Origin of the sequence: Stenotrophomonas sp. MYb57, assembly GCF_002966815.1 — a bacterium.
Taxonomy (GTDB): Bacteria; Pseudomonadota; Gammaproteobacteria; order Xanthomonadales; family Xanthomonadaceae; genus Stenotrophomonas; species Stenotrophomonas indicatrix.
In genome coordinates this window covers 4229244-4253204 of record NZ_CP023271.1, presented here as the reverse complement: position 1 = coordinate 4253204, position 23961 = coordinate 4229244, and the positions used below count along the sequence as shown (strand labels likewise).

At 66.0% G+C, this 23961-nt stretch carries 19 protein-coding genes; 13 read left to right on the top strand and 6 right to left on the bottom strand.

Translation table 11 applies throughout. From position 1 onward, the window contains the following. Nucleotides 1–29: 29 nt before the first annotated feature. Together CLM74_RS19430 and CLM74_RS19425 are read right to left on the bottom strand one after the other, a co-directional pair. On the bottom strand, nt 30–3263 hold the full coding sequence (locus CLM74_RS19430) for an efflux RND transporter permease subunit (protein ID WP_025874642.1): 3234 nt from the start codon (nt 3261–3263) through the stop codon (nt 30–32). 74 nt (nt 3264–3337) lie between these two features. After that, nucleotides 3338–4576, bottom strand: a complete 1239-nt coding sequence (locus tag CLM74_RS19425) for an efflux RND transporter periplasmic adaptor subunit (RefSeq protein WP_105164767.1) — start codon at nt 4574–4576, stop codon at nt 3338–3340. A gap of 186 nt (nt 4577–4762) precedes the next feature. Between CLM74_RS19425 and CLM74_RS19420 the strand changes: the two genes are divergently transcribed. The 9 genes from CLM74_RS19420 to CLM74_RS19380 all read left to right on the top strand — a co-directional run bounded on the left by CLM74_RS19420 (nt 4763) and on the right by CLM74_RS19380 (nt 13840). After that, nucleotides 4763–6082: a M20 family metallopeptidase gene (locus tag CLM74_RS19420; protein WP_025874644.1), complete on the top strand. Its 1320-nt coding sequence runs from the start codon at nt 4763–4765 to the stop codon at nt 6080–6082. Between the two features lie 605 nt (nt 6083–6687). Next, nucleotides 6688–7506, top strand: a complete 819-nt coding sequence (gene queF, locus CLM74_RS19415; RefSeq protein WP_032976417.1) for an NADPH-dependent 7-cyano-7-deazaguanine reductase QueF — start codon at nt 6688–6690, stop codon at nt 7504–7506. Between the two features lie 247 nt (nt 7507–7753). Further along, nucleotides 7754–8047, top strand: a complete 294-nt coding sequence (locus CLM74_RS19410; RefSeq protein WP_025878595.1) for a LysM peptidoglycan-binding domain-containing protein — start codon at nt 7754–7756, stop codon at nt 8045–8047. Between the two features lie 47 nt (nt 8048–8094). Continuing rightward, nucleotides 8095–8598, top strand: a complete 504-nt coding sequence (locus CLM74_RS19405) for a hypothetical protein (RefSeq protein ID WP_080149696.1) — start codon at nt 8095–8097, stop codon at nt 8596–8598. A 377-nt stretch (nt 8599–8975) separates the two neighbouring features. Further along, entirely contained in the window at nt 8976–11198 is a 2223-nt protein-coding gene (locus CLM74_RS19400; protein WP_105164766.1) for an NADP-dependent isocitrate dehydrogenase, read from the top strand. Between the two features lie 332 nt (nt 11199–11530). Then, nucleotides 11531–12478, top strand: a complete 948-nt coding sequence (locus CLM74_RS19395) for a hypothetical protein (RefSeq protein WP_105164765.1) — start codon at nt 11531–11533, stop codon at nt 12476–12478. Continuing rightward, nucleotides 12471–13019, top strand: coding sequence for an ATP/GTP-binding protein (locus CLM74_RS19390; RefSeq protein ID WP_025878599.1), 549 nt, complete (start codon nt 12471–12473; stop codon nt 13017–13019). The genes CLM74_RS19395 and CLM74_RS19390 overlap by 8 nt, the downstream gene beginning before the upstream one ends. Next, nucleotides 13012–13428 (top strand): roadblock/LC7 domain-containing protein, encoded by a 417-nt coding sequence (locus tag CLM74_RS19385; protein ID WP_025878600.1) that lies wholly within the window; start codon nt 13012–13014, stop codon nt 13426–13428. Before CLM74_RS19390 ends, CLM74_RS19385 begins: the two co-directional genes overlap by 8 nt. A 52-nt stretch (nt 13429–13480) precedes the next feature. Then, entirely contained in the window at nt 13481–13840 is a 360-nt protein-coding gene (locus CLM74_RS19380) for a hypothetical protein (RefSeq protein ID WP_025878601.1), read from the top strand. Between the two features lie 63 nt (nt 13841–13903). Here CLM74_RS19380 and CLM74_RS19375 read toward each other — a convergent pair whose 3' ends face one another. Then, complete coding sequence (locus CLM74_RS19375; protein ID WP_105164764.1) at nt 13904–14650, bottom strand: KilA-N domain-containing protein; 747 nt, start codon at nt 14648–14650, stop codon at nt 13904–13906. A gap of 177 nt (nt 14651–14827) precedes the next feature. Here CLM74_RS19375 and aceK point away from each other — a divergent pair, with 177 nt between their 5' ends. From aceK to CLM74_RS19360, 3 genes are all read left to right on the top strand, one after another. Beyond that, the gene (gene aceK, locus CLM74_RS19370) at nt 14828–16558 is read left to right on the top strand and encodes a bifunctional isocitrate dehydrogenase kinase/phosphatase (protein WP_105164763.1); all 1731 of its coding nucleotides are present in this window, start codon (nt 14828–14830) and stop codon (nt 16556–16558) included. 62 nt (nt 16559–16620) lie between these two features. Further along, a complete protein-coding gene (locus tag CLM74_RS19365; RefSeq protein WP_105164762.1) occupies nt 16621–17514 on the top strand; it encodes a TonB-dependent receptor in 894 nt (297 codons plus the stop codon). A gap of 82 nt (nt 17515–17596) precedes the next feature. Beyond that, the gene (locus tag CLM74_RS19360) at nt 17597–18472 is read left to right on the top strand and encodes an energy transducer TonB (protein WP_313446726.1); all 876 of its coding nucleotides are present in this window, start codon (nt 17597–17599) and stop codon (nt 18470–18472) included. Nucleotides 18473–18530: 58 nt separating this feature from the next. Here the strand turns inward: CLM74_RS19360 and CLM74_RS19355 are convergent, their stop codons facing one another. After that, entirely contained in the window at nt 18531–20105 is a 1575-nt protein-coding gene (locus CLM74_RS19355) for a sensor domain-containing diguanylate cyclase (protein ID WP_099785608.1), read from the bottom strand. Nucleotides 20106–20344: 239 nt separating this feature from the next. Between CLM74_RS19355 and CLM74_RS19350 the strand changes: the two genes are divergently transcribed. Continuing rightward, a complete protein-coding gene (locus tag CLM74_RS19350) occupies nt 20345–21412 on the top strand; it encodes a hypothetical protein (protein ID WP_105164760.1) in 1068 nt (355 codons plus the stop codon). A gap of 87 nt (nt 21413–21499) precedes the next feature. On the opposite strand, the gene rho is transcribed toward CLM74_RS19350, so the two are convergent. Continuing rightward, nucleotides 21500–23281 (bottom strand): transcription termination factor Rho, encoded by a 1782-nt coding sequence (gene rho, locus CLM74_RS19345; protein ID WP_033832384.1) that lies wholly within the window; start codon nt 23279–23281, stop codon nt 21500–21502. A 228-nt stretch (nt 23282–23509) separates the two neighbouring features. Then, on the bottom strand, nt 23510–23839 hold the full coding sequence (trxA, locus tag CLM74_RS19340) for a thioredoxin (protein WP_025878607.1): 330 nt from the start codon (nt 23837–23839) through the stop codon (nt 23510–23512). Between the last annotated feature and the right edge of the window lie 122 nt (nt 23840–23961).

Sequence of the window (23961 nt, the reverse complement as noted above, 5' to 3'; positions counted from 1 at the left end):
TGCAGCCCCCCGAAGGTGCGGGGCCAGGGTCATGCCTGCGGCTCCTGCACCGTGCCATCGCGCAGCGCACGCTGTTCACGGCGACGGGCGAGCCATTCCGAGAAGCGTTCCATGTACAGGTAGATCACCGGCGTGGTGTACAGGGTTACCAGCTGCGACAGCAGCAGGCCGCCGACGATGGCGATGCCCAGCGGCCGACGCAGTTCCGAGCCGATGCCGGTGCCCAGCGCCAGCGGCAACGCGCCAAGCATGGCTGCAGCGGTGGTCATCATGATCGGGCGGAAGCGCAGCAGGCAGGCGCGGCGGATGGCTTCGCGCGCGTTGGCGCCGGTGCGCCGCGCCTCGATGGCGAAGTCGACCATCATGATGCCGTTCTTCTTGACGATGCCGATCAGCAGCACGATGCCGACGATGCCGTCCACCGACAGGCTCAGGCCACAGACCATCAATGCCAGCAGCGCACCGACGCCGGCCGGCGGCAGGGTCGAGATGATCGTGATCGGGTGGATGTAGCTCTCGTACAGCACGCCCAGCACGATGTAGATCACCACCAGCGAGGCCAGCAGCAGCCACACCACGTCGGTCTGGCTGCCGGTGAATTCGGCGGCCTTGCCGATGAACTGCGCATGCACGTGCGCCGGCATGTCCAGGCTGGCCTTGGTCTCTTCGATGGCCTTGACCGCATCGGACAGCGAATAGCCAGCCGCGACGTTGAAGGAAACCGTCACCGCAGGCAGCTGCTGCTGGTGGCTGACCAGCAGCGGCGCGCTGGAAACCTTCGCCTCGGCCAGCGCCGACAACGGGATGATGCCGCCCGCACCGACGGTGATGCCGGTGTTCTGCGCACCGATACCGGTGGCGGTCGACGAGTTGGACGAGGTGACCTGGCCGAAGCTGGTCGCGTTGGTGCCGGTGAGGGCGCCGGCGCCGTTGGAGGCGACCGCCAGCTGTTCCATCAGCGCGGTGCTGGTGCGGAACTGCGGCGCCACTTCCAGCACCACCCGGTACTGGTTGAGCTCGGTGAAGATGGTCGAGATCTGGCGCTGGCCGAACGCATCGTAGAGGGTGTCGTCGATGGTCTGCATCGGCACGCCCAGCACGCTGGCCTTGTCGCGGTCGATGTTCAGTTCCAGTGCGCGGCCCTGGTTGGACAGGTTGTTGTCGACGTCGGCCAGTTCCGGGCGCTGGCGCAGCGCCTGGGTCAGGCGGTTGGCCTGCAGCGCGACTTCCGCGCTGTCCACGTCCGACAGCGAGTACTGGTACTCGGTGGCGGCCACGCGGGTGTCCAGGGTCACGTCCTGTACCGGCTTCAGGTACAGCGCCACGCCGGGAATACCGGCGACGGATTTCTGCAGGCGCGGCAGGATGTCTTCCAGCCCATCACGTTCGCCGCGCTCTTTCAGCACGATCGACAGCTGGCCCTGGTTGAGCGTGGGGTTCATGCTGCCGGCACCGATGAAGGCCGATACGCCGGTCACGTCCGGATCCCTGCGCAGCGCTTCGGCCACCTGCTGGGTGCGTTGCTCCATCTGCGGGAAGGCGATGTTCTGGTCGGCCTGGACCACGGCGGTGATCAGGCCGGTGTCCTGCTCGGGCAGCAGGCCCTTGGGAATCAGCACGTACAGCAGCACGGTCAGTACCAGCGCGGCCGCGGCCACGGCCAGGGTGAGCGGCTGGTGTTCCAGCACCCAGTCCAGGCTGCGCTCATACAGGCCGACGGTGCGCGTCCAAAGGTTCTGCTTGCCGGCCGCGGCCGCACGTTCGTGCGCGTCTTCGCCCTCGGGCAGCGCATCGGGCTTGAGCAGGTAGGCGCACATCATCGGGGTGAGCGTCAGCGAGATCAGCATCGACAGCACCACGGCGATGCTCAGCACCCAGGCGAACTCGTGGAACAGGCGGCCGGTGACGCCGGGCATCAGCAGCAGCGGCAGGAACACCGCCACCAGTGAAACCGTCAGCGACAGCACGGTGAAGCCGATCTGGCGCGCACCGATCTCGGCCGCCTCCTTGCCGCTCTTGCCTTGTTCGATGTAGCGCACGATGTTCTCGATCATCACGATCGCATCGTCGACAACGAAGCCGGTGGCCACCACCAGCGCCATCAGCGAGAGGTTGTCCAGCGACATGCCGGTGAAGGCCATCACCGCGAAGGTGCCGGCCAGCGACAACGGCACCGCCACCGAGGGAATGATGGTGGCCCAGAACCGGCGCAGGAACACGAAGATCACCGCCACCACCAGGCCGATCGTCAGGATCAGGGTGAACTGCACTTCATGCACCGAGGCGCGGATGGTTTCGGTACGGTCGGAGAACACCTCCAGGTGCACGTCGGCCGGCAGTACGCCCTGCAGCTGCGGCAGCAGCGCGCGGATGCGCTCGACGGTCTGCACGATGTTGGCGCCCGGCTGCCGGCGCACTTCCAGCAGCACGGCCGGCTTGCCGTCGGCCCATGCCGCCAGCTGGTCGTTCTCCACGCCATCGATCACTTCGGCCACGTCGGACAGCCGCACCGGGCGGCCGTTCTTGTAGCTGATGATGGTGTCGCGGTACTCGGCGGCGCTGGCCAGCTGGTCGTTGGTGCCGATGCTGTAGGACTGGGTCTTGCCGTTCAGCGAGCCCTTCGGCGCATTGACGTTGGCCTGGGTGAGCGCGCTGCGCAGCTCTTCCAGGGTCAAGCCCATGTTGGACAGCTGCGCCGGATTGACCTGGATGCGCACGGCCGGACGCACGTTGCCGGCGATCGACACCAGGCCCACGCCCTGCACCTGCGACAGGCGTTGGGCGAGGATCGAGTCAGCGTAGTTGTTGACGTCGCGCAGCGGCCGCGTATCGGAGGTCAGCTTGAGGGTGACGATGGCCGCGTCGGCCGGGTTCACCCGGTTGTAGACCGGCTGGTACGGCAGCGACGAGGGCAGGGTGGCCTGGCGGATCGCCGCCTGCACGTCCTGTGCGGCGATGTCGATGTCGCGGTCCATCGAGAACTGCAGGATGATCGTCGACAACCCCGCCGAGGAATCGGAGGTCATCAGTTCCAGCCCGGAGATCTGCCCGAACTGGCGCTCCAGCGGCGTGGTCACCAGCGAGGCCATGGTGGTGGCGTTGGCACCGGGGTACTGCGTGGTCACCACCAGGCTGGGCGCATCGATTTCCGGCAGCGCCGACACCGGCAGCTTGCGGTAACCGAGGATGCCCAGCAGCAACAAGCCCGCCATCAACAGCGAGGTGGCAATCGGGCGGCGGATGAAGATCGTCGAAAAGCCCACGGACTGATCCTTGCTGGCACTTCAATGGCAGCGCCGGCGGGATCGCCGGCGCGGGGAAGAGCAGGGGCCTGCGCTCAGCGCGGGCCACCACCGCGGCGGCCGCCGCTACTCTTCTGTTCGGCGGCCTTCAGTTCGGCCTCGGTCGGTGCGGCCGGGGTCTCACCCGGCTTCAGCGCGGTCACCTTGCTGCCCGGCTTCAGGCGGAACTGGCCTTCGCTGACCACGCGCTCGCCGCCCTTCAGGCCTTCGGCGATCTGCACCTGGCTGTCGCCCACTTCCACGCCACTGCGCACGGTCTGCATCTTCACCGTGTTGTCGCCCTGCACGACGTAGACGTACTCGCCGTCCGGGCCACGCAGCACTGCCTGGGTCGGGATCACCACGCCGCCGCCGATGGTGCGCAGCTGCATTCGCACATTGACGAACTGGCCCGGCCACAGGCCGTTGTCGGTGTTGTCGAACACCGCGCGTGCCTTGAAGGTGCCGCTGTCGGCGCTGATCAGGTTGTCGACCACGTCCAGCTTGCCGTCGCCGCTGAGCACGTGCGAATCGGCGCGGTCCAGCGCTGCGACCGGCACGCTGCCGGCGGCCTGCGCCTGGCGCACGTCGCCGAGCTGGCGTTCGGGCAGGTTGAACAGCACGTGGATCGGATGGATCTGGGTCAGGGTGACCAGTGCGGTACCGGCGTTGACCACGTTGCCGGCGTCGACTGCGCGGATGCCGGCGATACCGGTGATCGGCGCGGTGACCCGGGTGTACTGCAGCTGCACCTGCGCCGAACGCATGCTGGCTTCATTGGCCGCCACTGCGCTTTCGTACTGTGCCACCTGGTTTCGTTGTGTATCCAGATCGGTCTTGGCCACGAACTGGCGGTACTCCGGCGCGTTCGAGCGCTGGTAGTTCGAGCGTGCGGTGGCCAGCAGGGCTTCGTTCTGGCGCTTGGATGCAACGGCCTGGTCATAGCTGGCCTGGGCGGTGCGCGGGTCGATCACCGCCAGCACGTCGCCCTTCTTCACTTCCTGGCCTTCGCGGAAATTGAGGCTCATCAGCTGGCCGCCCACCTGCGGGCTGACCGTCACGGTGTTCATCGCGGTCACCGTGCCCAGTGCGCTGGCATACACCGGCACGTCCTGGCGCGCGGCATCGACCACGGTCACCGGCACCGGGCCGGCATCGGGATCTTCGCCCCCCTGGCCGGCGCCTGCCTGCTGCCCGGCAGCCTTGTCCTTGCCGCCACCGAGTACGCGCAGGCCGACCACGGCCAGCACCAGCACCGCCACGACCAGCAGCACGATCTTCCAAACACGTGACATTCAAGACTCCAAGAGGGCTGGACGGGGTGGCACCCCGGGTGGCAATGCGCAAAGCATACCTGTGGCCCACCGGGTTTCCTGCATGACGGATGGGACGGGCGCTCAGACAGATGGACGACGCTGGAGGTTCCCGTAACGGCAAGGTTGCCCTACATTCAGGTGCAGACCCCTTCCGTGGAGATCGAGATGCGCCGTTCGTTGCTGCTGTCCGCCCTGCTGCTGGCCCTGCCGGCCCTTGCCCACGCCGAGGACGCGCAGCGCCCGGAAGTGACCGCTGCCGCACAGCGCCTGCAGGCCAAGGTGGTGGAATGGCGGCGCGATTTCCACCAGCACCCGGAACTGTCCAATCGCGAGGAACGCACCTCCGCCGAGGTCGCCAAGCGCCTGCGAGCGATGGGCCTGAAGCCGAAGACCGGCATTGCCCATCACGGCGTGGTGGCGATCATCGAAGGCGGCAAGCCGGGCCCGAAGATCGCCCTGCGCGCGGACATGGACGCACTGCCGGTGACCGAGCAGACCGGCCTGCCGTTCGCTTCCAAGGCCACCGCGCAGTACCGCGGGCAGACCGTAGGCGTGATGCATGCCTGTGGCCATGACGCGCACACTGCCACCCTGCTGGGCGTGGCCGAAGCGCTGGTGGCGATGAAGAAGGATCTGCCGGGCCAGGTGATGCTGATCTTCCAGCCGTCCGAAGAAGGTGCGCCGCCGCCGGAAGAGGGCGGTGCGGCGCTGATGCTGAAGGAAGGCCTGTTTGCCGACTTCAAGCCCGAGGCGGTGTTCGGCCTGCATGTGTTCTCCAGCGTGCAGGCAGGGCAGATCGCGGTGCGCGGTGGCCCGCTGATGGCCGCGTCCGATCGTTTCGGCATCAAGGTGATCGGCCGCCAGACCCATGGCTCGGCACCGTGGAACGGCGTGGATCCGATCGTGGCCACTGCTGATCTGATCGGCACCGCACAGACCATCGTCAGCCGCCGCGCCAACCTGTCCAAGCAGCCGGCGGTGCTGACCTTCGGCGCGATCAACGGCGGCATCCGCTACAACATCATTCCCGATGAAGTGGAGATGGTCGGCACCATCCGCACCTTCGACGAAGGCATGCGCCAGCAGATCTTCGCCGACCTGCGCAACGTGGCCGACCACACCGCTGCCGCGCATGGGGCCAAGGCGGTGACCGACATCTACGAATCGGAAGGCAACCCGGCCACGGTGAACGACCCGGCGCTGACCGCGAAGATGCTGCCGAGCCTGCAGGCGGTGGTGGGCAAGGACAACGTGTACGAGCCGCCGCTGCAGATGGGCGCGGAGGATTTCTCGCTGTACGCCAAGGAAGTGCCGGGCATGTTCTTCTTCGTCGGTTCCACCAGCGTGGGCATCGACCCGGCGACGGCGCCGGCCAACCATTCGCCGAAGTTCCTGCTGGATGAGAAGGCGCTGGATGTTGGATTCCGTGCGCTGCTGCAGGTGAGCCTGGATTACCTGCATGGTGCGGGCACCCCGGCGGGTTGAGGGTTTCCGGCAGGGCTGCGCCCTGCACCCGCCGAAGCGGTAGTGCCGGCCGCTGGCCGGCAACAGCAACAGCAACAGCAACAGCAGAAGCGGGCTATCCGTGGGATGGCGGGGTGGGTCCGGTTGCGGGGGACGCCGTAAACCCGTCCATGGGGGCTTGGCCGCGGCATCCATGCCGCGGACACCCCCGCAACCGGACCCACCCCGCCTTCGACAGCTTCCCGCGGCTGTCGGAACGACATCCTGCTTTGGTAGGTGTCGACCTTGGTCGACACGGTAGATCCACGCCATGCGTGGATGGCAGATGCCATGAATGTCTGAAGGATCGGTTTTTGATCCTGTTTTTGATTTTGATTCTTTCCTGATCTTTCCCGTGGTGGCGCGGGAAATTGACCGTGGCCGGGAGGGTGGGTGGGCTGGGGGCGTAAGCGCCATGGATGGCGCGCCCGAGCCTACAAGGACGTATTCACGGCGTCCCCCAGCCCACCCACCCTCCCGGCCAACCCGATAGACCGCTCTGCCGACCAACCAACCCCACCACGGAGGGGCTCCGCCGTTGGCCGACCCGGCCGAAGGCCCGCTCTGCGCGCGATACAATAAGCACCATGAACACCCCACAGGATTCCAGCCTCGGTCGCGAGGTCAGTTACCCGTCGCAGTACGATCCCGGCCTGCTGTTTCCCATCCCGCGCGTCGGCGCCCGCGCCGAGATCGGTCTGGACGAGGCCGCGCTGCCCTTCGTCGGCCATGACCGCTGGCACGCCTTCGAGCTGAGCTGGCTTGACCCGCGTGGCAAACCGCAGGTCGCCGTCGCCACCGTGCAGGTGCCGTGCACCTCGCCGCGGTTGATCGAATCGAAGTCGTTCAAGCTGTACCTGAACTCCCTCAACAGCACCCGCATCGACAGTGCCGAAGCCCTGCGCGAGCGCCTCGTCGCCGACCTGTCGGCCTGCGCCGGCGCCCCGGTCCAGGTCACGTTCGGCCTGCCGGCGTTGCGCGAATCACCGCTGGGCGAGTCGATCGACGGCCTTGAGGTGGACATCGACTGCTATGGCCCGCCGCAGGCGGACTACCTGTCGGCCAACGCCGATGCGCTGGTGGAGGAGACCCTGGTCTCGGCCCTGCTGAAGTCCAACTGCCCGGTCACCGGGCAGCCGGACTGGGCCACTGTCAGCCTGCGCTACCGCGGCCCGCAGATCGATCGTGCCGGCCTGCTGCGCTACCTGGTCAGCTACCGCGAGCACGCCGAGTTCCATGAGCAGTGCGTCGAGCGCATCTTCAGTGAAGTGTCCGCGCGCTGCCGGCCGCAGTGGCTGGAAGTCGAAGCCCGCTATACCCGTCGCGGTGGCCTGGACATCAACCCGTGGCGCGCCAGCCCTGGCATTGCCGCCCCGGCCGCGACCTACCGCGAACTGCGGCAGTAACCGCCGCAGGCGGTTACAGGTAGCGCCGGGCCATGCCCGGCGAGCGCAGCGGCCCTTACAGGTAGCGCCGGGCCATGCCCGGCGAGCGCAGCGGCCCCATACGGAGCCGCCCGGCATGGCCCGGCAAACCGGTTGGGCCCCGATTGTTCAGCCGTCCCGGGGGGCGGCTTCACATCGGCACCATCCCCATTTAACAACCTCTATGACACCGTGCCAGCCATGTAGTCATACAGACGGGAGTGTGTGGATGAGTACCGAGAAGAAAGCCGATTTCTCCGGCGTCAGTGGCAGCGTCGACAGTACCGCCCAGCAGGTCCCCAAGGCGGACTTTTCCGGCGTCAGTGCTTCGGTGGACAGTACCGCCGAGGTGGTCAGCGGTGGCACCTACACCGTGCAGAAGGGTGATTCGCTGTCGAAGATCGCCAAGCAGCACCTGGGCGATGCCAACGCCTGGAAGAAGATCTTCGAAGCCAACCGCGATGTGCTCGACGACCCGGACAAGATCTTCCCGGGCCAGACCCTGAAACTGCCGCCGAAGTAATACCGGCGATCCAATCGCCGTCCGAACAATCCTTGGAGGAACCCCGAATGATCAAGACGACCCCGCTTCAGAATGCCCTGCTGGCCGCGCTGCTGGGCAGCGTCGCCCTGGTGGGCTGCAAGAAGAAGGAAGAAACCGCAGACAACAACGCAGCTCCGGCGGCAACCACGCCGGCCGAGGCGCCCGCGCCGATGACCGGCGCGCCGCCGCCGATGGCTGCATCGGCCGTAGCGGTATCGGCGGTCACTGTCGGCAAGACCGCCGCAGCTGACAAGTCGGTTGCCACGGCCGCCCTGTTCGCGCCGAAGGACGATGTCATCGTCTCGGTGAAGACCGATGGCGCGGCCAACAATGTCACCGTCGGCGCCAAGCTGACCTTCCAGGACGGCCAGGTGGCCGGTGAGCAGAACGCAACCCTGAACACCAGCGGTGCAGAGACCACCAACATCACCTTCAAGAATGCCAATGGCTGGCCGGCCGGCAAGTACCGCGCCGAAGTCATGGTTGATGGTAAGGCGGCCGGAACGCCGCAGGAGTTCGAGGTCAAGTAAGTCCCGCCGACTCTCTCCCGGTTGGACTCACGATGGACGCAGCCGCGAGGCTGCGTCCTTTTTTGTTGGCGGCTTTGCGGGAAGGCCTCATCCACGCATGGCGTGGATCTACGGGTACGGGTGCAGGCACCTGGCCGTTCCTCGCGCGGCGATGTTTCCGCAGACCCACGCCATGCGTGGATGGATCACAGCGTTGCCGGCGTGCAGTACCGCCGCGTATGGCACGGCTTTGCCCCGCGCGGCTGAAAACGCGACAATGCAGGGGTTTCCCCGGCGCGCGCCCACCCTGACGGCGGCGGGGAAAGTGACACGGTTGCACGTGGCCCGGCGCTGGCGCCGGCCTTCCCCTGAGCACTGCTACAGAGTCCAAGTCCCCCATGTCCAAGATCCTCTACACGCTGACCGACGAAGCACCGTTCCTGGCCACCCAGTCGCTGCTGCCGATCGTCGACGCCTATACCTCCACCGCGGGCATCGCAGTGGAAACCCGTGACATCTCGTTGTCCGGCCGCATCCTGTCGCTGTTCCCGGAACTGCTGAGCGATGCGCAGAAGGTCAACGATGACCTGGCCGAGCTGGGCCAGCTGGCGACCACCCCCGACGCCAACATCATCAAGCTGCCGAACATCTCCGCCTCGGTGCCGCAGCTGAAGGCCGCCATCAAGGAACTGCAGGACCAGGGCTATCCGCTGCCGGATTACCCGGAAACCCCGGCCGACGACCAGCAGCGCGACTACAAGGCGCGCTACGACAAGGTCAAGGGCAGCGCAGTCAATCCGGTGCTGCGCGAAGGCAATTCCGACCGGCGCGCGCCGCTGTCGGTGAAGAACTACGCCCGCAAGCACCCGCACCGCATGGGCGCCTGGGCGTCCGATTCGAAGTCGCACGTTGCGCACATGGACGCGGGTGATTTCTACGGCAGCGAGAAGTCGGCCACCCTGTCCAACGCCGGCGCGCTGAAGATCACCCTGCACGGCAAGGACGGCAGCACCGTCGTGCTGAAGGAAAAGACCGCGGTCAAGGCCGGTGAGATCGTCGACGCGGCAGTGATGAGCCGCAAGGCGCTGGCCGCCTTCATCGATGCGCAGATCGCCGACGCCAAGTCGCAGGGCGTGCTGTTCTCGCTGCACCTGAAGGCGACCATGATGAAGGTCTCCGACCCGATCATGTTCGGCGTGGTCGTCAACGAGTTCTACAAGGACGTGCTCGCCAAGCACGCCGACACGCTCAAGCAGGCCGGTTTCGATGCCAACAACGGCATCGGTGATCTGGTCGCGCGCCTGCCGTCGCTGCCCGAAGCCACCCGTGCCGCCATCGAAGCCGACCTGCAGGCCGAGTACGCGCAGCGTCCGGGCCTGGCCATGGTCAACTCGGACAAGGGCATCACCAACCTGCACGTGCCGAGCGACGTGATCGTCGACGCCTCGATGCCGGCGATGATCCGCGACTCCGGCAAGATGTGGAATGCCGAAGGCAAGCTGCAGGACACCAAGGCGGTCATTCCGGACCGCTGCTATGCCGGCGTGTACCAGGCTGTCATCGACGACTGCCGCAGCAACGGTGCCTTCAACCCGGCAACCATGGGCTCGGTGCCCAACGTCGGCCTGATGGCGCAGAAGGCTGAAGAGTACGGCTCGCACGACAAGACCTTCCAGATCGCTGCCGACGGCTTGGTCAAGGTCACCGACGAGGCCGGCAACGTGGTGTTCGAACACGCCGTGGAAGCCGGTGACATCTGGCGCATGTGCCAGACCAAGGACGCGCCGATCCAGGACTGGGTCAAGCTGGCCGTCGAACGCGCGCGCCTGAGCAGCACCCCGGCCGTGTTCTGGCTGGACGCCGCCCGCGCCCACGACGCGCAGGTCATCGCCAAGGTCGAGACGTACCTGAAGGACCACGACACCACCGGCCTGGATATCCGCATCCTGCCGCCGGTGGAAGCGACCACCTTCTCGCTGGCCCGCATCCGCAAGGGCGAGGACACCATTTCGGTGACCGGCAACGTGCTGCGCGATTACCTCACCGATCTGTTCCCGATCATGGAGCTGGGCACCAGCGCCAAGATGCTGTCGATCGTGCCGCTGATGGCCGGTGGCGGCCTGTTCGAGACCGGTGCTGGCGGTTCGGCACCGAAGCACGTGCAGCAGTTCGTCGAAGAGGACTACCTGCGCTGGGATTCGCTGGGTGAGTTCCTGGCCCTGGCCGCGTCGCTGGAGCATCTGGGCAACCGCTACGACAACGCTGCCGCCCGCGTGCTGGCCAAGGCACTGGACGAGGCCAACGGCCAGTTCCTGGACAACGACAAGTCGCCGTCGCGCAAGCTCGGTGGCATCGACAACCGTGGCAGCCACTTCTACATCGCCCTGTACTGGGCGCAGGCCCTGGCAGCGCAGAACGAAGATGCCGCACTGCAGGCACGCTTCGCTCCGCTGGCCAAGGCGCTGGCCGACAACGAGCAGAAGATCGTTGACGAGCTGATCGCGGTGCAGGGCAAGGCCGTGGACATCGGCGGCTACTACCGTCCGGATGTGGCCAAGGCCGCTGCCGCAATGCGTCCGAGCGCGACTTTCAATGCCGCGCTGGAGCAGCTGCGCGGCTGATTCATCGCCGCCCGGTTGAGACCTGGAAAGAAACCCGCGCCTCGGCGCGGGTTTCTTTTTTGCGGGCCTGGGATCAGATCCCTCTGTACCGCAGAGGGATCTGACCCCACCCATGGCGTGGATGTACTCGGGCCCGGAACCGTGAAATCCGTCATCTGTCGGAACGCCGTCAACACGGCATGAAACTTGCCCGCGATGGCCGTCGCAGAACGGACGCATGCATGTTCACCACCGCCCCCAATATGAGCAGTCGATCACGACGATGGCGGCAAGCCATGGCCTAGCCTTGGCGATGCGAGACCGCCGGGGAGGTGGTCGCACGGGGAACACGGATGGCACGCGTGCTCGTAGTGGGAACCGACATCCAGGGCGAACAGGCCCTGCTGCAGAGGCTGCGGCTGGCCTCGGCGCTGCCGGACGGGCAGATCCGCCGCAGCCAGGACCTGGACGACTGCGATCTGCTGGTGATCCGCGATACGCCGGCGCTGCGCAACGCGGCACTGCGCATGCGCCAGCAGCGCCCGCGCCTGCACTGCTGGATCGAGGACCTCGGCGGCCAGTTGCGCGAAGGCGATGGCGGCCAGGACGTACTGGATGATGGCGCGATAGGACGGGCGCTGCGCGGCATGCAGACCGGCACCGATGCGACACCGATCCGCTTGGCTGACGGCGCGCATGCGATCACCCGCCTGCTGCGCGAGCGGCTGCCATCGCGGCAGGGCCAGGCGCTGCTGGGCGAGGGTGGAGAACCGCTGCTGCTGCTGGATCTGGAACAGGACCAGGCGGTGCTGCTGCACGAGCCGGCTACGGTGCTGGTGGAACGGCTGGCGCAGGGCTTCGAGCACCTGTATCTGGATGCGCTGCTGCCGGCGCAGCTGCAGGCACTGGCGGGTGACCGCGCGCGACTGCCGTTGCGTCCGTTGCTGTGGCAATGGGCGCAGCGCAGCCGTCACTGGCAGGCGTTGGATGAGCGCCTGCGCGGGGCGTCGGTGAAGCTGCTGCGCTGGCCGGACTTCCGCGTGCTCGGCCACGATCACGATGGCTTCCGTCTCTGTTCGCTGCTGCTCAAGCGTGCCTGCACGGTGGACGAATGCGCGATGCTGCTGGATCTTCCCGCCGCCGCGGTGCGCGATTTCATCCACGCCGCCTACCTGTGCGGCTATGCGCAGCTGCAGGTCGCACCTGCAGTACCGCTGGCGGGTGCGCGTGCCAGCAATGCCGACAACGGCCTGCTCGCACGCCTGTGGCGCACGCTGCGCGGGAGTGATCGCGATGCGTGAGCACAAGGTGGTGGTGCTCGGTGGCATGGGCAGCGGCAAGTCGACATTGGTACGCAGCATCGCCGCCGGTGCGGTGGTCGACACCGACGTAGCCAACAGTGACCGCGCGGGTGCCGACAAGGCTTCTACCACGGTGGCGCTGGACTACGCCGATATCGACCTGCCCAACGGCGAGAGGCTGCGCCTGTATGGCACGCCTGGCCAGCAGCGCTTTGATTTCCTGTGGCCGATCCTGTTGCAGGGTGCGCGCGGTGCGGTGTTGCTGCTGGACGCGCGCCGTGCCGGGGTGGCCGCCGAGCTGGACGCCTACCTGCAGGTGCTGCGCCCGTTCGGTCCGGCATTGGCCCTGGTGGTGGCGGTGACCCATCTTGACCAGGTGCCGGCAGCGGCACTGGATGACTGGGCCGAGCGCGCCCGGCTCGATGGCCAGCCGCTGCCGTTGCTGGCGGTGGATGCCCGTGATCGTGAACAAGGACTGCTGCTGATGGACGTACTGATGAGCGAAATGGAAGCGCATGCACTGGTGGCCGCACATGGCTGATGGACAAGGCGCGCCGTTGCCGGACGCGCAGCAGCGCGAGCGCCTGCGGCCGTTGCTGCAGGACCTGCAGCAGCGGGTGGAAGGGGTGCGGACCGTGGTGCTGGCCAGCGTCGATGGCTTTGCCCTGGTCAGTGCTGGTGCGGAGGGGCGTGGCGAACGCCTGGCGGCGATGACCAGCGCGATGCTGGCCCTGGCTGCAGCAGTGGGGCGCGAACTGGCACTGGGCGATCTGCAGACGCTGATGCTGGAGGCCGCCGGTGGCAAGGTGCTGATGCTGGCCATCCAGGCCGAGGGGCGAGCGCCGTTGCTGCTGATGGCGGCCTGCGACCAGCGCAGCGTGATCGGCCAGGTGCTGTGGCAGAGCAGGGAATGTGGCCAGGCGATCCTGGCCGAACTCAGCGGATCGTGAGCCCGGCCGCAGGGGAACGAGGGGCTCGAACCAACATTGAGAGGGGTGCAACGTGGCTGGATTGAATGATTCGTTGACTGCACTGATGGGTATCGATGGCGCGCAGGCCGTGGCGCTGGTCGACTACGAAAGCGGCATGCTGCTGGGCGAGGCCGGTTCGGGCATGGACATGGAAGTGGCGGCGGCCGGCAACACCGAAGTGATCCGCGCGAAGATGAAAACCGCCGCCTCGCTCAACCTCAACGATGGCATCGAGGACATCCTGATCTCGCTCGGCAAGGCGTATCACATCATGCGCCCGGTGGCGAAGAAGAAGGGCCTGTTCTTCTACATCGTGCTGGACCGGACCAAGTCCAACCTCGCCCTGGCGCGGCGCAAGGTGCAGGACGTGGAGGCCGAACTGGCGATCTGAGCCGGCTCGGTGGGACCGATCCCTGGTGCTGCACGGCAGCCCAGGGATCGGTCCGCTGTGATGTCATGTCGAAGGCAGCAGAAGCGTGCGTACGAAGGTCAGCGCCTGCCTGTCGCGCGTAGCAAAGTATCTGGGCGCATGCAGTGGGAGCCAGGTTTCGTTGAAGTGCCGGCGAAAGTCTTCGTAGAGCTCGTTCGGATAGAGCTTTGCCTGCACGTTGCGGCCGTCTGGATAGCTGTGCTCATAGGTGTCGAAGGTGTTGGGATCGATGCCCTTGTGATCGCGCAGCCACTTGCAGAACAGCCGGCCCTCGGAGATGTCCGGCACCAGCTCCTGCGGCAGCGTATAGCCCGCCTGCTCCAGTGGCGCGATCAGGTTCAGGGTCAGCTCGTTCAACATCGAGAAATGCGTGTAGGGCACTTTCGAGCGGTTCTGCATGTAGCGCTCGATGTGGGCGGGCATGACGGCGTTCGCCCGGCCCTGCTGCCATTCCACCACCCATTGCGACACCTTCACCGCGAATTTGCGTGACAACCATTGGCCGAGATTGATGGCCAGGTAAGGGTGGATCCAGGTGCCCTGCATCGCCGCATTGCCCCCGGACACCACATGGATGAGCTGGTCCTCCGGGAGGCCGGTCTGCAGGGTCAGCTCCTCGATGAACTCACCGGTGGATTTCAGCGACCGATAGTCCGACCAGCGCTTGCCCACTGACTGGCAGAGCGCCGTCGCGCTGATGTAGCCGTCGCGTACCCGTTGCGGGATTACGTTGCCTTCCTCCATGCGTGGGATCAGGGTCATTTGCTGCATGCGTCACCTCATGCCGTTATGGGCCTGAAAGAGTAGGCAATGCAGTCGCCCGGGGTCTGTAGGAATGGTTGCGTTTGTCTGGTTCTCTGAGGCAGCAGCAGCCGAGCGTGGCTCGGCTCTACACAAGCTACCCCACGCCAGCGTATGGTGAGATCGGTTTCCCCGGATACGTCGTGCATGTCCGATCCTGTCACTGCAACCGAACTGGCACCGCGCATCGCCGAGGCCATCCGCGATGGTTTCGAGCAGTATCACGCCCGCTTTGCCGCGATCACGGCGCGTGCCCGGCTGCGTTTCCAGCAGCGCGACTGGGCGGCGGCGCGCCACGATGCGGTGGAGCGCATCGCCCTGTACGACCAGTGCATCGCCGAGCAGATGGATGCGCTGCGTCGGCTGGCTGGTGACGCCATCAGCGAACGCGCGCTGTGGCTGCAGGTGCACGCGCACTTCAGTGCCCTGCTGCAGGGCCTGATCGACGCCGAGCTCTACAAGACCTTCTACAACACGCTGTCGCGGCGGCTGTTCGCCATCCGCGGTGTGGATCCGGAAGTGGAGTTCATCGCCTTCGATGTCGAGCCCTCCGATGCGATCACCCATCCGGTGGCGCGCCACACCTACGCGGTCTCGCCGACGCGGCCGGTAGAGGCGCTGCAACGGGTGCTGGCCGACTACCGCTTCGATGTTCCGTATGCGCACCAGTTGCGCTGTGCCGCCGCCATCGCCGTGCGCCTGCAGGACGATCTGGCGCACTGGGGCGACACGCCGGTACGCAGCATTGAACTGCTAGATACCGTGTTCTACCGCGAGCGCCGCGCCTATCTGGTCGGGCGCGTGTTCGGTGAACACCGTTTCTCGCCGTGCGTGATCGCGCTGGTCAATGACGACCATGGCCTGCGCGCCGATGCCGTGCTGACCCGGCGTCGCGATGTGGCCCATCTGTTCGGCGTGTCGCGCAGCTATTTCCAGGCTGACCTGGGTACGGTTGGCGATGCGGTGGTGTTCCTGCGCAGCCTGCTGCCGGGCAAGCCGATCGACGAGATCTATACCGTGCTCGGACGCGCCAAACAGGGCAAGACCGAGCGCTACCGGACGTTCTTCCGCCACTTCAATGAACATCCGAACGAGCGTCTGGCGCATGCCGAAGGCACGCCGGGCATGGTCATGGCGGTGTTCACCCTGCCCAGTTACCCGCTGGTGTTCAAGCTGATCCGCGATCGTTTCGCTTGGCCCAAGACGATGTCGCGGCAGCAGGTGGAGGAGAAGTACGCCCTGGTGTTCAACCTCGACCGTGTCGGTCGCCTGCTTGACGCACAGCCCTACCGGCATCTGCGTTTCCCGCGCGAACGCTTCGCCCCGGTGCTGCTGGACGAGCTGCTGCAGCAGTGCGCGCAGAGTGTGCGCGTGGATGGCGACGAGGTGGAGATTGCGTTGTGCTACGTGCAGCGTCGCTTCCGGCCATTGAATCTCTATCTGCGCGAACAGGCTGGCGAGGCCGTGCGCGCAGCGGTACTCGACTACGCGCAGGCGATCACCGACATGGCGCGCAACAACATCTTCCCCGGTGACATGCTGCCGAAGAACTTCGGCGTGTCGCGCCACGGCCGTGCCGTGTTCTACGACTACGACGAGTTGTGCCTGGTCAGCGACTGCGTATTCCGGGCCTGGCCCAAGCCAAGCTCTCCGGAAGAAGCGATGGCCGATGAGCCCTGGTTCCATGTCGGTCCGCGCGATGTTTTCCCCGAGCGGTTCGGGCCGTTCATGGGCCTGCCGGCGCAGGAACTGGCAGCGGTGCGCGAGCACTATCGCCATCTGTTCGATCCCGCCTGGTGGCAGGGGCTGCAGGCGCGCTTTGCGGCGGGCGATTATCCGGACACGCCACCGTATTCGGCTGCGCAGCGGTTGGCGTGATTGGCCGCGCCGACTGCGAGGAACTCGGGTAATCTCGGCACTTTCATCACCAAGGATCGGCAATGATGCGTTCTCCCCTGTTTCTCGCCTTCGCGCTTGCGATCGGCTCGGCTGGCGCCCTGCTCAGCACAGATGCGGCAGCGCAGAGCACACGCGCGGTGCGTGCCACCGCCGAAGCCAGCATGGTCTTGACCGGCAACATCGATGTCGCTGCAGATGGCGCGGTCAGTGGCCTTGTGCTGGACCAGCAGGCGTCCATCGCACCGGCCATCGCCGCGTTCGTGGATGGCACGATCCGCAGGTGGCAGTTTGAACCTACCGTGGTGGACGGAAAGCCGGTGGCGAAACATGCACCGTTGCGCGTACGTCTGCTGGGCAGGCCCGGCGCCGATGGCAGCACGGAAGTGCGCATGACCAGCGTGGATTTCAGCGAGTATGACGACAAGGCCACCGACGCAGTGACCGGAAACCGGATGAGGCCTCCGCGCTATCCGGAGGCGGCATTCCGCGTCGGCGCACAGGGCGAGGTGATGCTGCTGGTCAAGGTCGAGCGTGATGGTGCGGTTGCCGACGTCATCGCCGAACAGGTGAACATGGGCGTGGTGGCACCCGAGCACGCGATGCAGAAGATGCGCGACATGCTGGCCAAGGCCAGCATCAGCGAGGCCCGCAAGTGGACGTTCACTCCGCCGACCTCCGGCGGGGACAAAGGCCTGGCGTTCTGGACCGTGCGCGTGCCGGTCACCTTCGCGCTGAACGACAAGGGCAGCAAGCAACCCCCCACTCCTTACGGCCGCTGGCAGGCCTACATTCCCGGCCCCCGCCAGCAGGCCCCGTGGCGCACCACCGACGATGCCGCGCAGGTCGGTACCGATCTGTTGCCGGCCGGTGGCGTCTACATGGTCGATAGCGCTACCCGCGGGCTGCGTCTGTTGACTCCGCTTGCCGAGCAATGATGCCGGTCAACCGCCCCCACGTTTCATCGGCCCCTGCCCGGGGGTCAGACTTCATCATCTTCATGCACAAGGAGTGGCTGTGATGCGTTCTTCTCTTTTCCTGGCACTGGCCCTTGCGGTGTCGGGCGGTGCCGCCCTGATCGATACCGCCGATGCGCAGACCGCGCGCGAGGTACGCAGGCAGGCCGAGGCCAGCATGACCCTTGGTGGCGTCATCGACATCGGCCGCGAAGGCCAGGTTGAAGGGTTCCAGCTCGATCGTCGCGAGAAGATCGACGCGGGTATTGCCGATTTCGTGGACAAGGCCGTGCAGGGCTGGCGTTTCGACCCGGTGCTGGTCAATGGTGCGCCCGTGCAGGCACGCACTGCGGTGCGCCTGCGGCTGATGGCCGACAATGCTGCCGAGGGCACCATGCGGGTCCGCCTGGTCGATGCCAATTTCAGCAAGGTGGATGGCGAGCGTGAGGTCGGCACCGACAGGGTGACCAGCAATGCACTGCGGGGACCGGATTACCCACCGCAGGCGGTGACCATGCAGGGGGAGGGCACGGTCATGCTGATGGTCAAGGTCGGCCGCGATGGCAGGGTAGCTGATGTGATTGCCGAGCAGACCAATCTGACCGTGATTGGTACGGCGCGCGCGATGAACCAGCTGCGCGATATCCTGGCCAAGGCCAGCGTCAATAGCGCCAAGCGTTGGACGTTCAACCCGCCCACAACCGGCGAGGACAAGGATCGCGAGTTCTGGACCGTGCGCGTACCGGTGCGCTTCGCCTTCCAGGATTCGCGTGAGCGTTACGGCCGCTGGACCGCGTACATTCCCGGCCCGCGCCAGCAGGCGCCGTGGAAGACCGGTGAGGAAACCCTGGCCGCCGGAAGCGATCTGCTGCCCGAAGGCGGTGTGTACATGGTGGGTCGTGCGCAGGAAGGCCCGCGCCTGCTCACCCCGCTGGGCTGATGCGTCATTTCGGGATGCGCCGGGCCTGCCCCGGTGCATCCCGCTTGAATCGATGTGCTCAATCGGCGTGCGGGTACACCACCACCCGGTTGCGGCCCTGTTCCTTGGCCAGGTACAGGGCCTTGTCGGCCAAGCGCAGTGCCTGTTCCGGATCGGTATGGAAACTGGGGAAGTGGGCCACTCCCAGTGACACGGTGATGGTGCCCACCGGAGCAAACGGTTCGTCGGCGATGGCCTGGCGCAGGCGCTCGCCGGTCTGCCGGGCCGCTTCGATGCCAACGCCCGGCAGCAGCACCAGGAACTCCTCGCCACCGGCGCGGCACAGCACGTCGGTCTCGCGCGAATGGCGGCGCATCTGTTCGGCGATATGGACGATGGCCGCATCACCGACGTCGTGACCGTGGCTGTCGTTGATCGACTTGAAGCGGTCGATATCCAGCGTCAGGATCGCAAACGGCAGGCCCTGCGCCTGCAGCGCGTCGAGCGCCTGCTGCAGCCCGCGACGGTTGAGCAGGCCGGTCAGCGGATCGGTACGGCTGGCGCGGTTGAGCGTGCCGATCCGGTCCTGCAGCGCATTGAAGCTGTACAGCACGGCCTGTTTCAGCTGCGCCACTTCGAAGTACCAGGCACGGATGCCATTGACGTGGCTGATCGCATTGCCGGTGTCTTCGCCGTCCTGCACGTTGCGTGCCAGCTGCCACAGCGGCAGCGAAATGCGGCGGGCGAACCACCAGGTGATCAGCAGCGACAGCACGCCCAGCGGAATGGCATTCCAGATCACCGCCGACATCAGGCGTGACAGCGGCTGCAGCGTCGCCTCGGTCGGGCGCTGCGCGACGATGCCCCAGCCGGTTGCCGCCACGGGCGCGTAACCGGCCAGCATCGCCACCTGGTGGTTGTTGCGCACCTGCTGCGCACCGCGCTGGCCGCGCATCACTTCTTTCACCGCCGGGTTGTTCAACGCGTAGGTGCCCACTTCCTTGGGGTTGTTGTGATAGATCAGGCGGCCATGGCGATCCACCACGTACAGGTAGGAACCATCGCGGTAGTAGTGCGTACCCAGCAGGGTGTTGAGTGCACTGCGCTGGCGCAGGTACAGGGTGCCGCTCACATAGCCCCGGTACTGGCCGCTGCGGTCGAATACCGGGTGCGAGATCGAGATCAGCAGCTTGCCGGTGGCTGACTGGTAGGGATCGCTGATCATCGGCTGGCGCCGTTCCAACGCTGCCTTGTTGCCAGCGCTGCGCAGGATCTCGCCCTGCAGCTGCAGGCTCTGCGGCGAGGTCGCGATCACCCGCCCGTCGTTGGCCACCACCAGCGAGGAGTTGAAGCTGCTGGACTGCAGCTGCAGACGACGGGCCTCATCCTGCGCCTGGGCCGGATCCATGTCGCTGTCGCCAAGCCGGGTGGCGGCATAGGCCAGCTGCTGCTGCGCGGCCAGCAGGAAGTTCTGCGTGGTCTCGGCCAGCTTGGTGGCGTACACGCGGTTGGCTTCCAGGGTGTTGCCCACCAGCTGGTCGCGCTGCACGCGATAGCTGGCAAGCAGCGTATTGGCCAGGGCAATGACGGCGCTGAGCAGGGCCAGGGCAAGGATCAGCTTGCCCAGGTTGAGCCGGGGAGACAGTGTGCGCATGCGGTTGAAGGATCGGGCAGGGCTGGACCCGCCGGATCCTCCGGATGGGGCAACAGCGGGAATCGGCGGCCCGGCCAGCGCGGCCGGGGCGGAGAGTCAGGCATTTGTCCCGCAGATTATCGCCAAATCAACGAGTCGCGAAGTGAAGCCGCTGGTCATCGACGGACAATCTGCAATTTGTTGAATGGAACGGGGACCATGAGGCTGGGAACATTGATTCTTTGGCTGGTCCCAATTCCATGCGACGTCTTCTGCAGACTCTCCGACTAACCCCCTGTGCGCGCGTTGTCCCTCGCTTCATCGAACCTTTTCTTGCACAGGCGCGCATTCATCTCAAAACGGGGGATTTCGCGCTGCTTGAGTCGCAGCTTGCGCAGTTGCCTGCCGAATCCTATGAGCACTTCGTCTGGCGTCTGGCAGATGATCGTCAGACACCTGGATGGCTCAAGACGTGGTCACGGGCAATGCCGCAGTCGCCTCATCCAGCGCTGCTTTCGGCCTATGTCGACATCTCCAACGCATGGAAAGTTCGCGGTGAAACCTACGCAAGGGACATTCCGTTCCTGCGCCGGCGCAGGTTTCCGAAGATCATGAATCAGGCTTACGAGAAGTTCCTCGGCATCATCGAGACCGATCCCGGCAATCCGATGGCGCTGGCCGGCCTGATCCATTGCAATGTGGTGATCGGCGCTGGTGACGGTCATCGGGACCAATGGATGCATGCGGCGATGCTGGCCCAGCCGTTTCACTGTCCGGTCATCGTGCAGTACGCGCGAGGTACATATGCACGATGGGGTGGAGAGGTGGACGAACACTACCAGTTTGCCGCCTGGGTAGTGGAGAACGCGCCTGCCGGCAGTTGCTCGCTGGTGATTGCGGCGCAGGCGGTTTTGGATGATGCGCTGAGCGCATCCGAAGAGATCGATGACATCAGACAGATCGCCCAGCATCTCCGTGATGAGGATGCTGCCGCTTGGCTCCGGCAGGCCATCCTGAAGTGGGCTGGCGCCACGCCCGAGACGTTGCAGCGCCGCATTGGCTCGATCATCGCCACCCATGGTGATGACTACCATGTGGTCTGCCTCGAATCATTCGCACTCGCCGCCTATTTCTGCGGAGCCACGAATGAGGCGCGCCTGCTGTTCACAGCACTGCGCGGTCGGCTCCAGGCGGAATTCTGGGAGTATTACATTCCACCGCTGCCGATCTGGATGCACATGATCCATTCGGGATCGCGGGGGGTGTGCAGGGTCCACGATCAGGTCTGCCGCGACCTGGGGCTGGATCCCCGGCAGGTCTGCCAATAGAACCCTTCCGCGCGGTGGATCGTCGTCGGTCTGAAAGAAAAAGCCCCGCACTGCGGGGCCTTTCCGTATTCCATCAATGCCGCGCGATCAGCGCTTCATCGAACCGAAGAACTCGTCGTTGGACTTGGTGTTCTTCATCTTGTCGAGCAGGAATTCCATCGCCGTCATTTCATCCATCGGATGCAGCAGCTTGCGCAGGATCCAGATCTTCTGCAGCAGCTCCGGCTCGATCAGCAGGTCTTCGCGACGGGTGCCCGAACGGTTGATGTCGATGGCCGGGAACACGCGCTTTTCAGCGATGCGACGGCTCAGGTGCACTTCGCTGTTGCCGGTGCCCTTGAACTCTTCGTAGATCACCTCGTCCATCTTCGAGCCGGTATCGACCAGCGCGGTGGCGATGATGGTCAGGCTGCCGCCTTCTTCCACGTTGCGCGCGGCACCGAAGAAGCGCTTGGGGCGATGCAGGGCGTTGGCGTCCACACCACCGGTCAGCACCTTGCCCGAGCTCGGCACGACGTTGTTGTAGGCACGCGCCAGGCGGGTGATCGAGTCGAGCAGGATCACCACGTCCTTCTTGTGCTCGACCAGGCGCTTGGCACGCTCGATGACCATTTCGGCCACCTGCACGTGGCGCGCGGCCGGTTCGTCGAAGGTCGAGCTGATGACCTCGCCGCGCACGGTGCGCTGCATTTCGGTCACTTCTTCCGGGCGCTCGTCGATCAGCAGCACGATCAGGTGCACGTCCGGATGGTTGGTGGTGATGGCCGTGGCCACCTGCTGCATCATCATCGTCTTGCCGGCCTTCGGCTGGGACACGATGAGCGAGCGCTGGCCCTTGCCCTGCGGTGCCATCAGGTCGAGGATGCGGCCGGTGATGTCTTCCGACGAACCGTTGCCGCGCTCCAGGGTGAAGCGGCGACGCGGGAACAGGGGGGTCAGGTTCTCGAACAGCACCTTGTTCTTCGACGCTTCCAGCGGCTCACCGTTGATGGTGTCCACGATCGACAGCGCGAAGTAGCGTTCGCCGTCCTTCGGGAAGCGGATGCGGCCGGACAGGTGGTCGCCGGTACGCAGGTTGAAGCGGCGGATCTGGCTGGGCGAAATGTAGGTGTCGTCCGGGCCGGCCAGGTAGCTGGCCTCGGCCGCGCGCAGGAAGCCGAAGCCGTCCGGCAGGATTTCCAGCACGCCGTCGGCGGCAACGCCGTCGCCGTGGCGGGTCAGCACCTTCAGCAGCGCGAAGATCACGTCCTGCTTGCGGGCACGGGCCACGCCTTCGGAAATCTGCAGCTGCTCGGCGATCTCCAGCAGCTTCTGGGCCGGCATGCGCTTGAGGTCGCTCAGCGAATAGACCGGGAAGCCTTCGGGGACGTTGGCGTGCGGACGCGGTACGAACGGCTGCTGTTCGCCGTTGTCGTTGGGCATGCCGTCGTCGCGGAAGCGACCGCCGTTGCCACCACCGCCACCACCACCGCCGCCATTGCGATCACGGTCGCGGCGGTTGCGGAAACGGTCACGGCGGTTGCCTTGGCCTTGCTGGCCCTGCTGACCGCCCTGGTTGTAGGGGTTCTGGTTCTGGCCACCGCCCTGGTTGTTCTGCTGCGACTGCCGCGGCTGGCCGGATTCGCGGCCCTCGCCACCTTCGCCGCCGCCACTGCTGGCAGGGGCCTCGGCGGCGGGTGCGCTCGGCGCGGAAGGCGCTGCGGCCGGTGCCGGCGCCTCGGGCGCGGCTGCCAGCGGCAGGGCAGGCTGCGCAGGGGCGGCGCTGGTTTCGGCGGCGGCCGGAGCGGCAGCCTTGGTTACGCGGGCTTTGCGCACGCGCTTTTCGGCGGGCGCATCAGCGCTACCGGTTTCGGGAGTGTTATCGGACAAGAGCGTTATTCCTCGCTTGAAGGTGCGAGCGCCCGGCTGGGGCGGCGAACATTGGGAATGGGTCTGGAAGAAACTGCGTCCAGAAGATGCGGCACGCGAACGCGGCCGGATGTGCCGACACTATCATCGGCCCGCGGCGCCACGCAAGGGTCGCCGGATACGGTATTCAGTCAGGCGCCGGGGCGCCTGCCCGGCAGCCGTCGAAAACGGCTGCCGGAAAGCGCGGGATCAGGCCAGGGCCTTGTCCAGCAGGCCGGCCAGCTGGGCCTTGCCAACGGCACCGATCTGCTCGCCCACCTTCTCGCCGTCCTTGAAGACGACCAGGTAGGGAATCGAACGCACGTGGTACTTGGCGGCCAGGGCGCGGTTGTTGTCCACGTTGACCTTGGCGATCTTGGCGCGGCCCTGGTAGGCATCGGCCAGTTCATCCAGCGCCGGGGCGATCATCTTGCACGGGCCACACCACTCGGCCCAGAAATCGACCAGCACCGGTTCCTTGGAATTCAGTACGGCGCTATCAAAGTCGGCATCGCCGACGTGTACAACCTTGTCGCTCATCTTGGTTTCTCGTCTTGGATTGCACCCGGCCAGGCCGGAGGTGGGTGAACTGGGCCATGCCCGGTGGCGTGACCCTCGTCGTTGCCTCGCGGCGGACTGCCACGGTGCGTTCGGCGGGATGC

Bases quoted from the DNA above. Each gene is read 5' to 3' on its own strand.
- queF (WP_032976417.1), top strand. From the start codon at position 6,688: ATGAACACCCCACAGGATTCCAGCCTCGGTCGCGAGGTCAGTTACCCG.
- CLM74_RS19410 (WP_025878595.1), top strand. From the start codon at position 7,754: ATGAGTACCGAGAAGAAAGCCGATTTCTCCGGCGTCAGTGGCAGCGTC.
- CLM74_RS19355 (WP_099785608.1), bottom strand. From the start codon at position 20,105: ATGCGCACACTGTCTCCCCGGCTCAACCTGGGCAAGCTGATCCTTGCC.
- CLM74_RS19405 (WP_080149696.1), top strand. From the start codon at position 8,095: ATGATCAAGACGACCCCGCTTCAGAATGCCCTGCTGGCCGCGCTGCTG.
- CLM74_RS19400 (WP_105164766.1), top strand. From the start codon at position 8,976: ATGTCCAAGATCCTCTACACGCTGACCGACGAAGCACCGTTCCTGGCC.
- CLM74_RS19375 (WP_105164764.1), bottom strand. From the start codon at position 14,650: ATGCAGCAAATGACCCTGATCCCACGCATGGAGGAAGGCAACGTAATC.
- CLM74_RS19385 (WP_025878600.1), top strand. From the start codon at position 13,012: ATGGCTGATGGACAAGGCGCGCCGTTGCCGGACGCGCAGCAGCGCGAG.
- CLM74_RS19420 (WP_025874644.1), top strand. From the start codon at position 4,763: ATGCGCCGTTCGTTGCTGCTGTCCGCCCTGCTGCTGGCCCTGCCGGCC.
- aceK (WP_105164763.1), top strand. From the start codon at position 14,828: ATGTCCGATCCTGTCACTGCAACCGAACTGGCACCGCGCATCGCCGAG.
- CLM74_RS19425 (WP_105164767.1), bottom strand. From the start codon at position 4,576: ATGTCACGTGTTTGGAAGATCGTGCTGCTGGTCGTGGCGGTGCTGGTG.
- CLM74_RS19360 (WP_313446726.1), top strand. From the start codon at position 17,597: ATGCGTTCTTCTCTTTTCCTGGCACTGGCCCTTGCGGTGTCGGGCGGT.
- CLM74_RS19395 (WP_105164765.1), top strand. From the start codon at position 11,531: ATGGCACGCGTGCTCGTAGTGGGAACCGACATCCAGGGCGAACAGGCC.
- CLM74_RS19365 (WP_105164762.1), top strand. From the start codon at position 16,621: ATGATGCGTTCTCCCCTGTTTCTCGCCTTCGCGCTTGCGATCGGCTCG.
- trxA (WP_025878607.1), bottom strand. From the start codon at position 23,839: ATGAGCGACAAGGTTGTACACGTCGGCGATGCCGACTTTGATAGCGCC.
- CLM74_RS19390 (WP_025878599.1), top strand. From the start codon at position 12,471: ATGCGTGAGCACAAGGTGGTGGTGCTCGGTGGCATGGGCAGCGGCAAG.
- CLM74_RS19350 (WP_105164760.1), top strand. From the start codon at position 20,345: ATGCGACGTCTTCTGCAGACTCTCCGACTAACCCCCTGTGCGCGCGTT.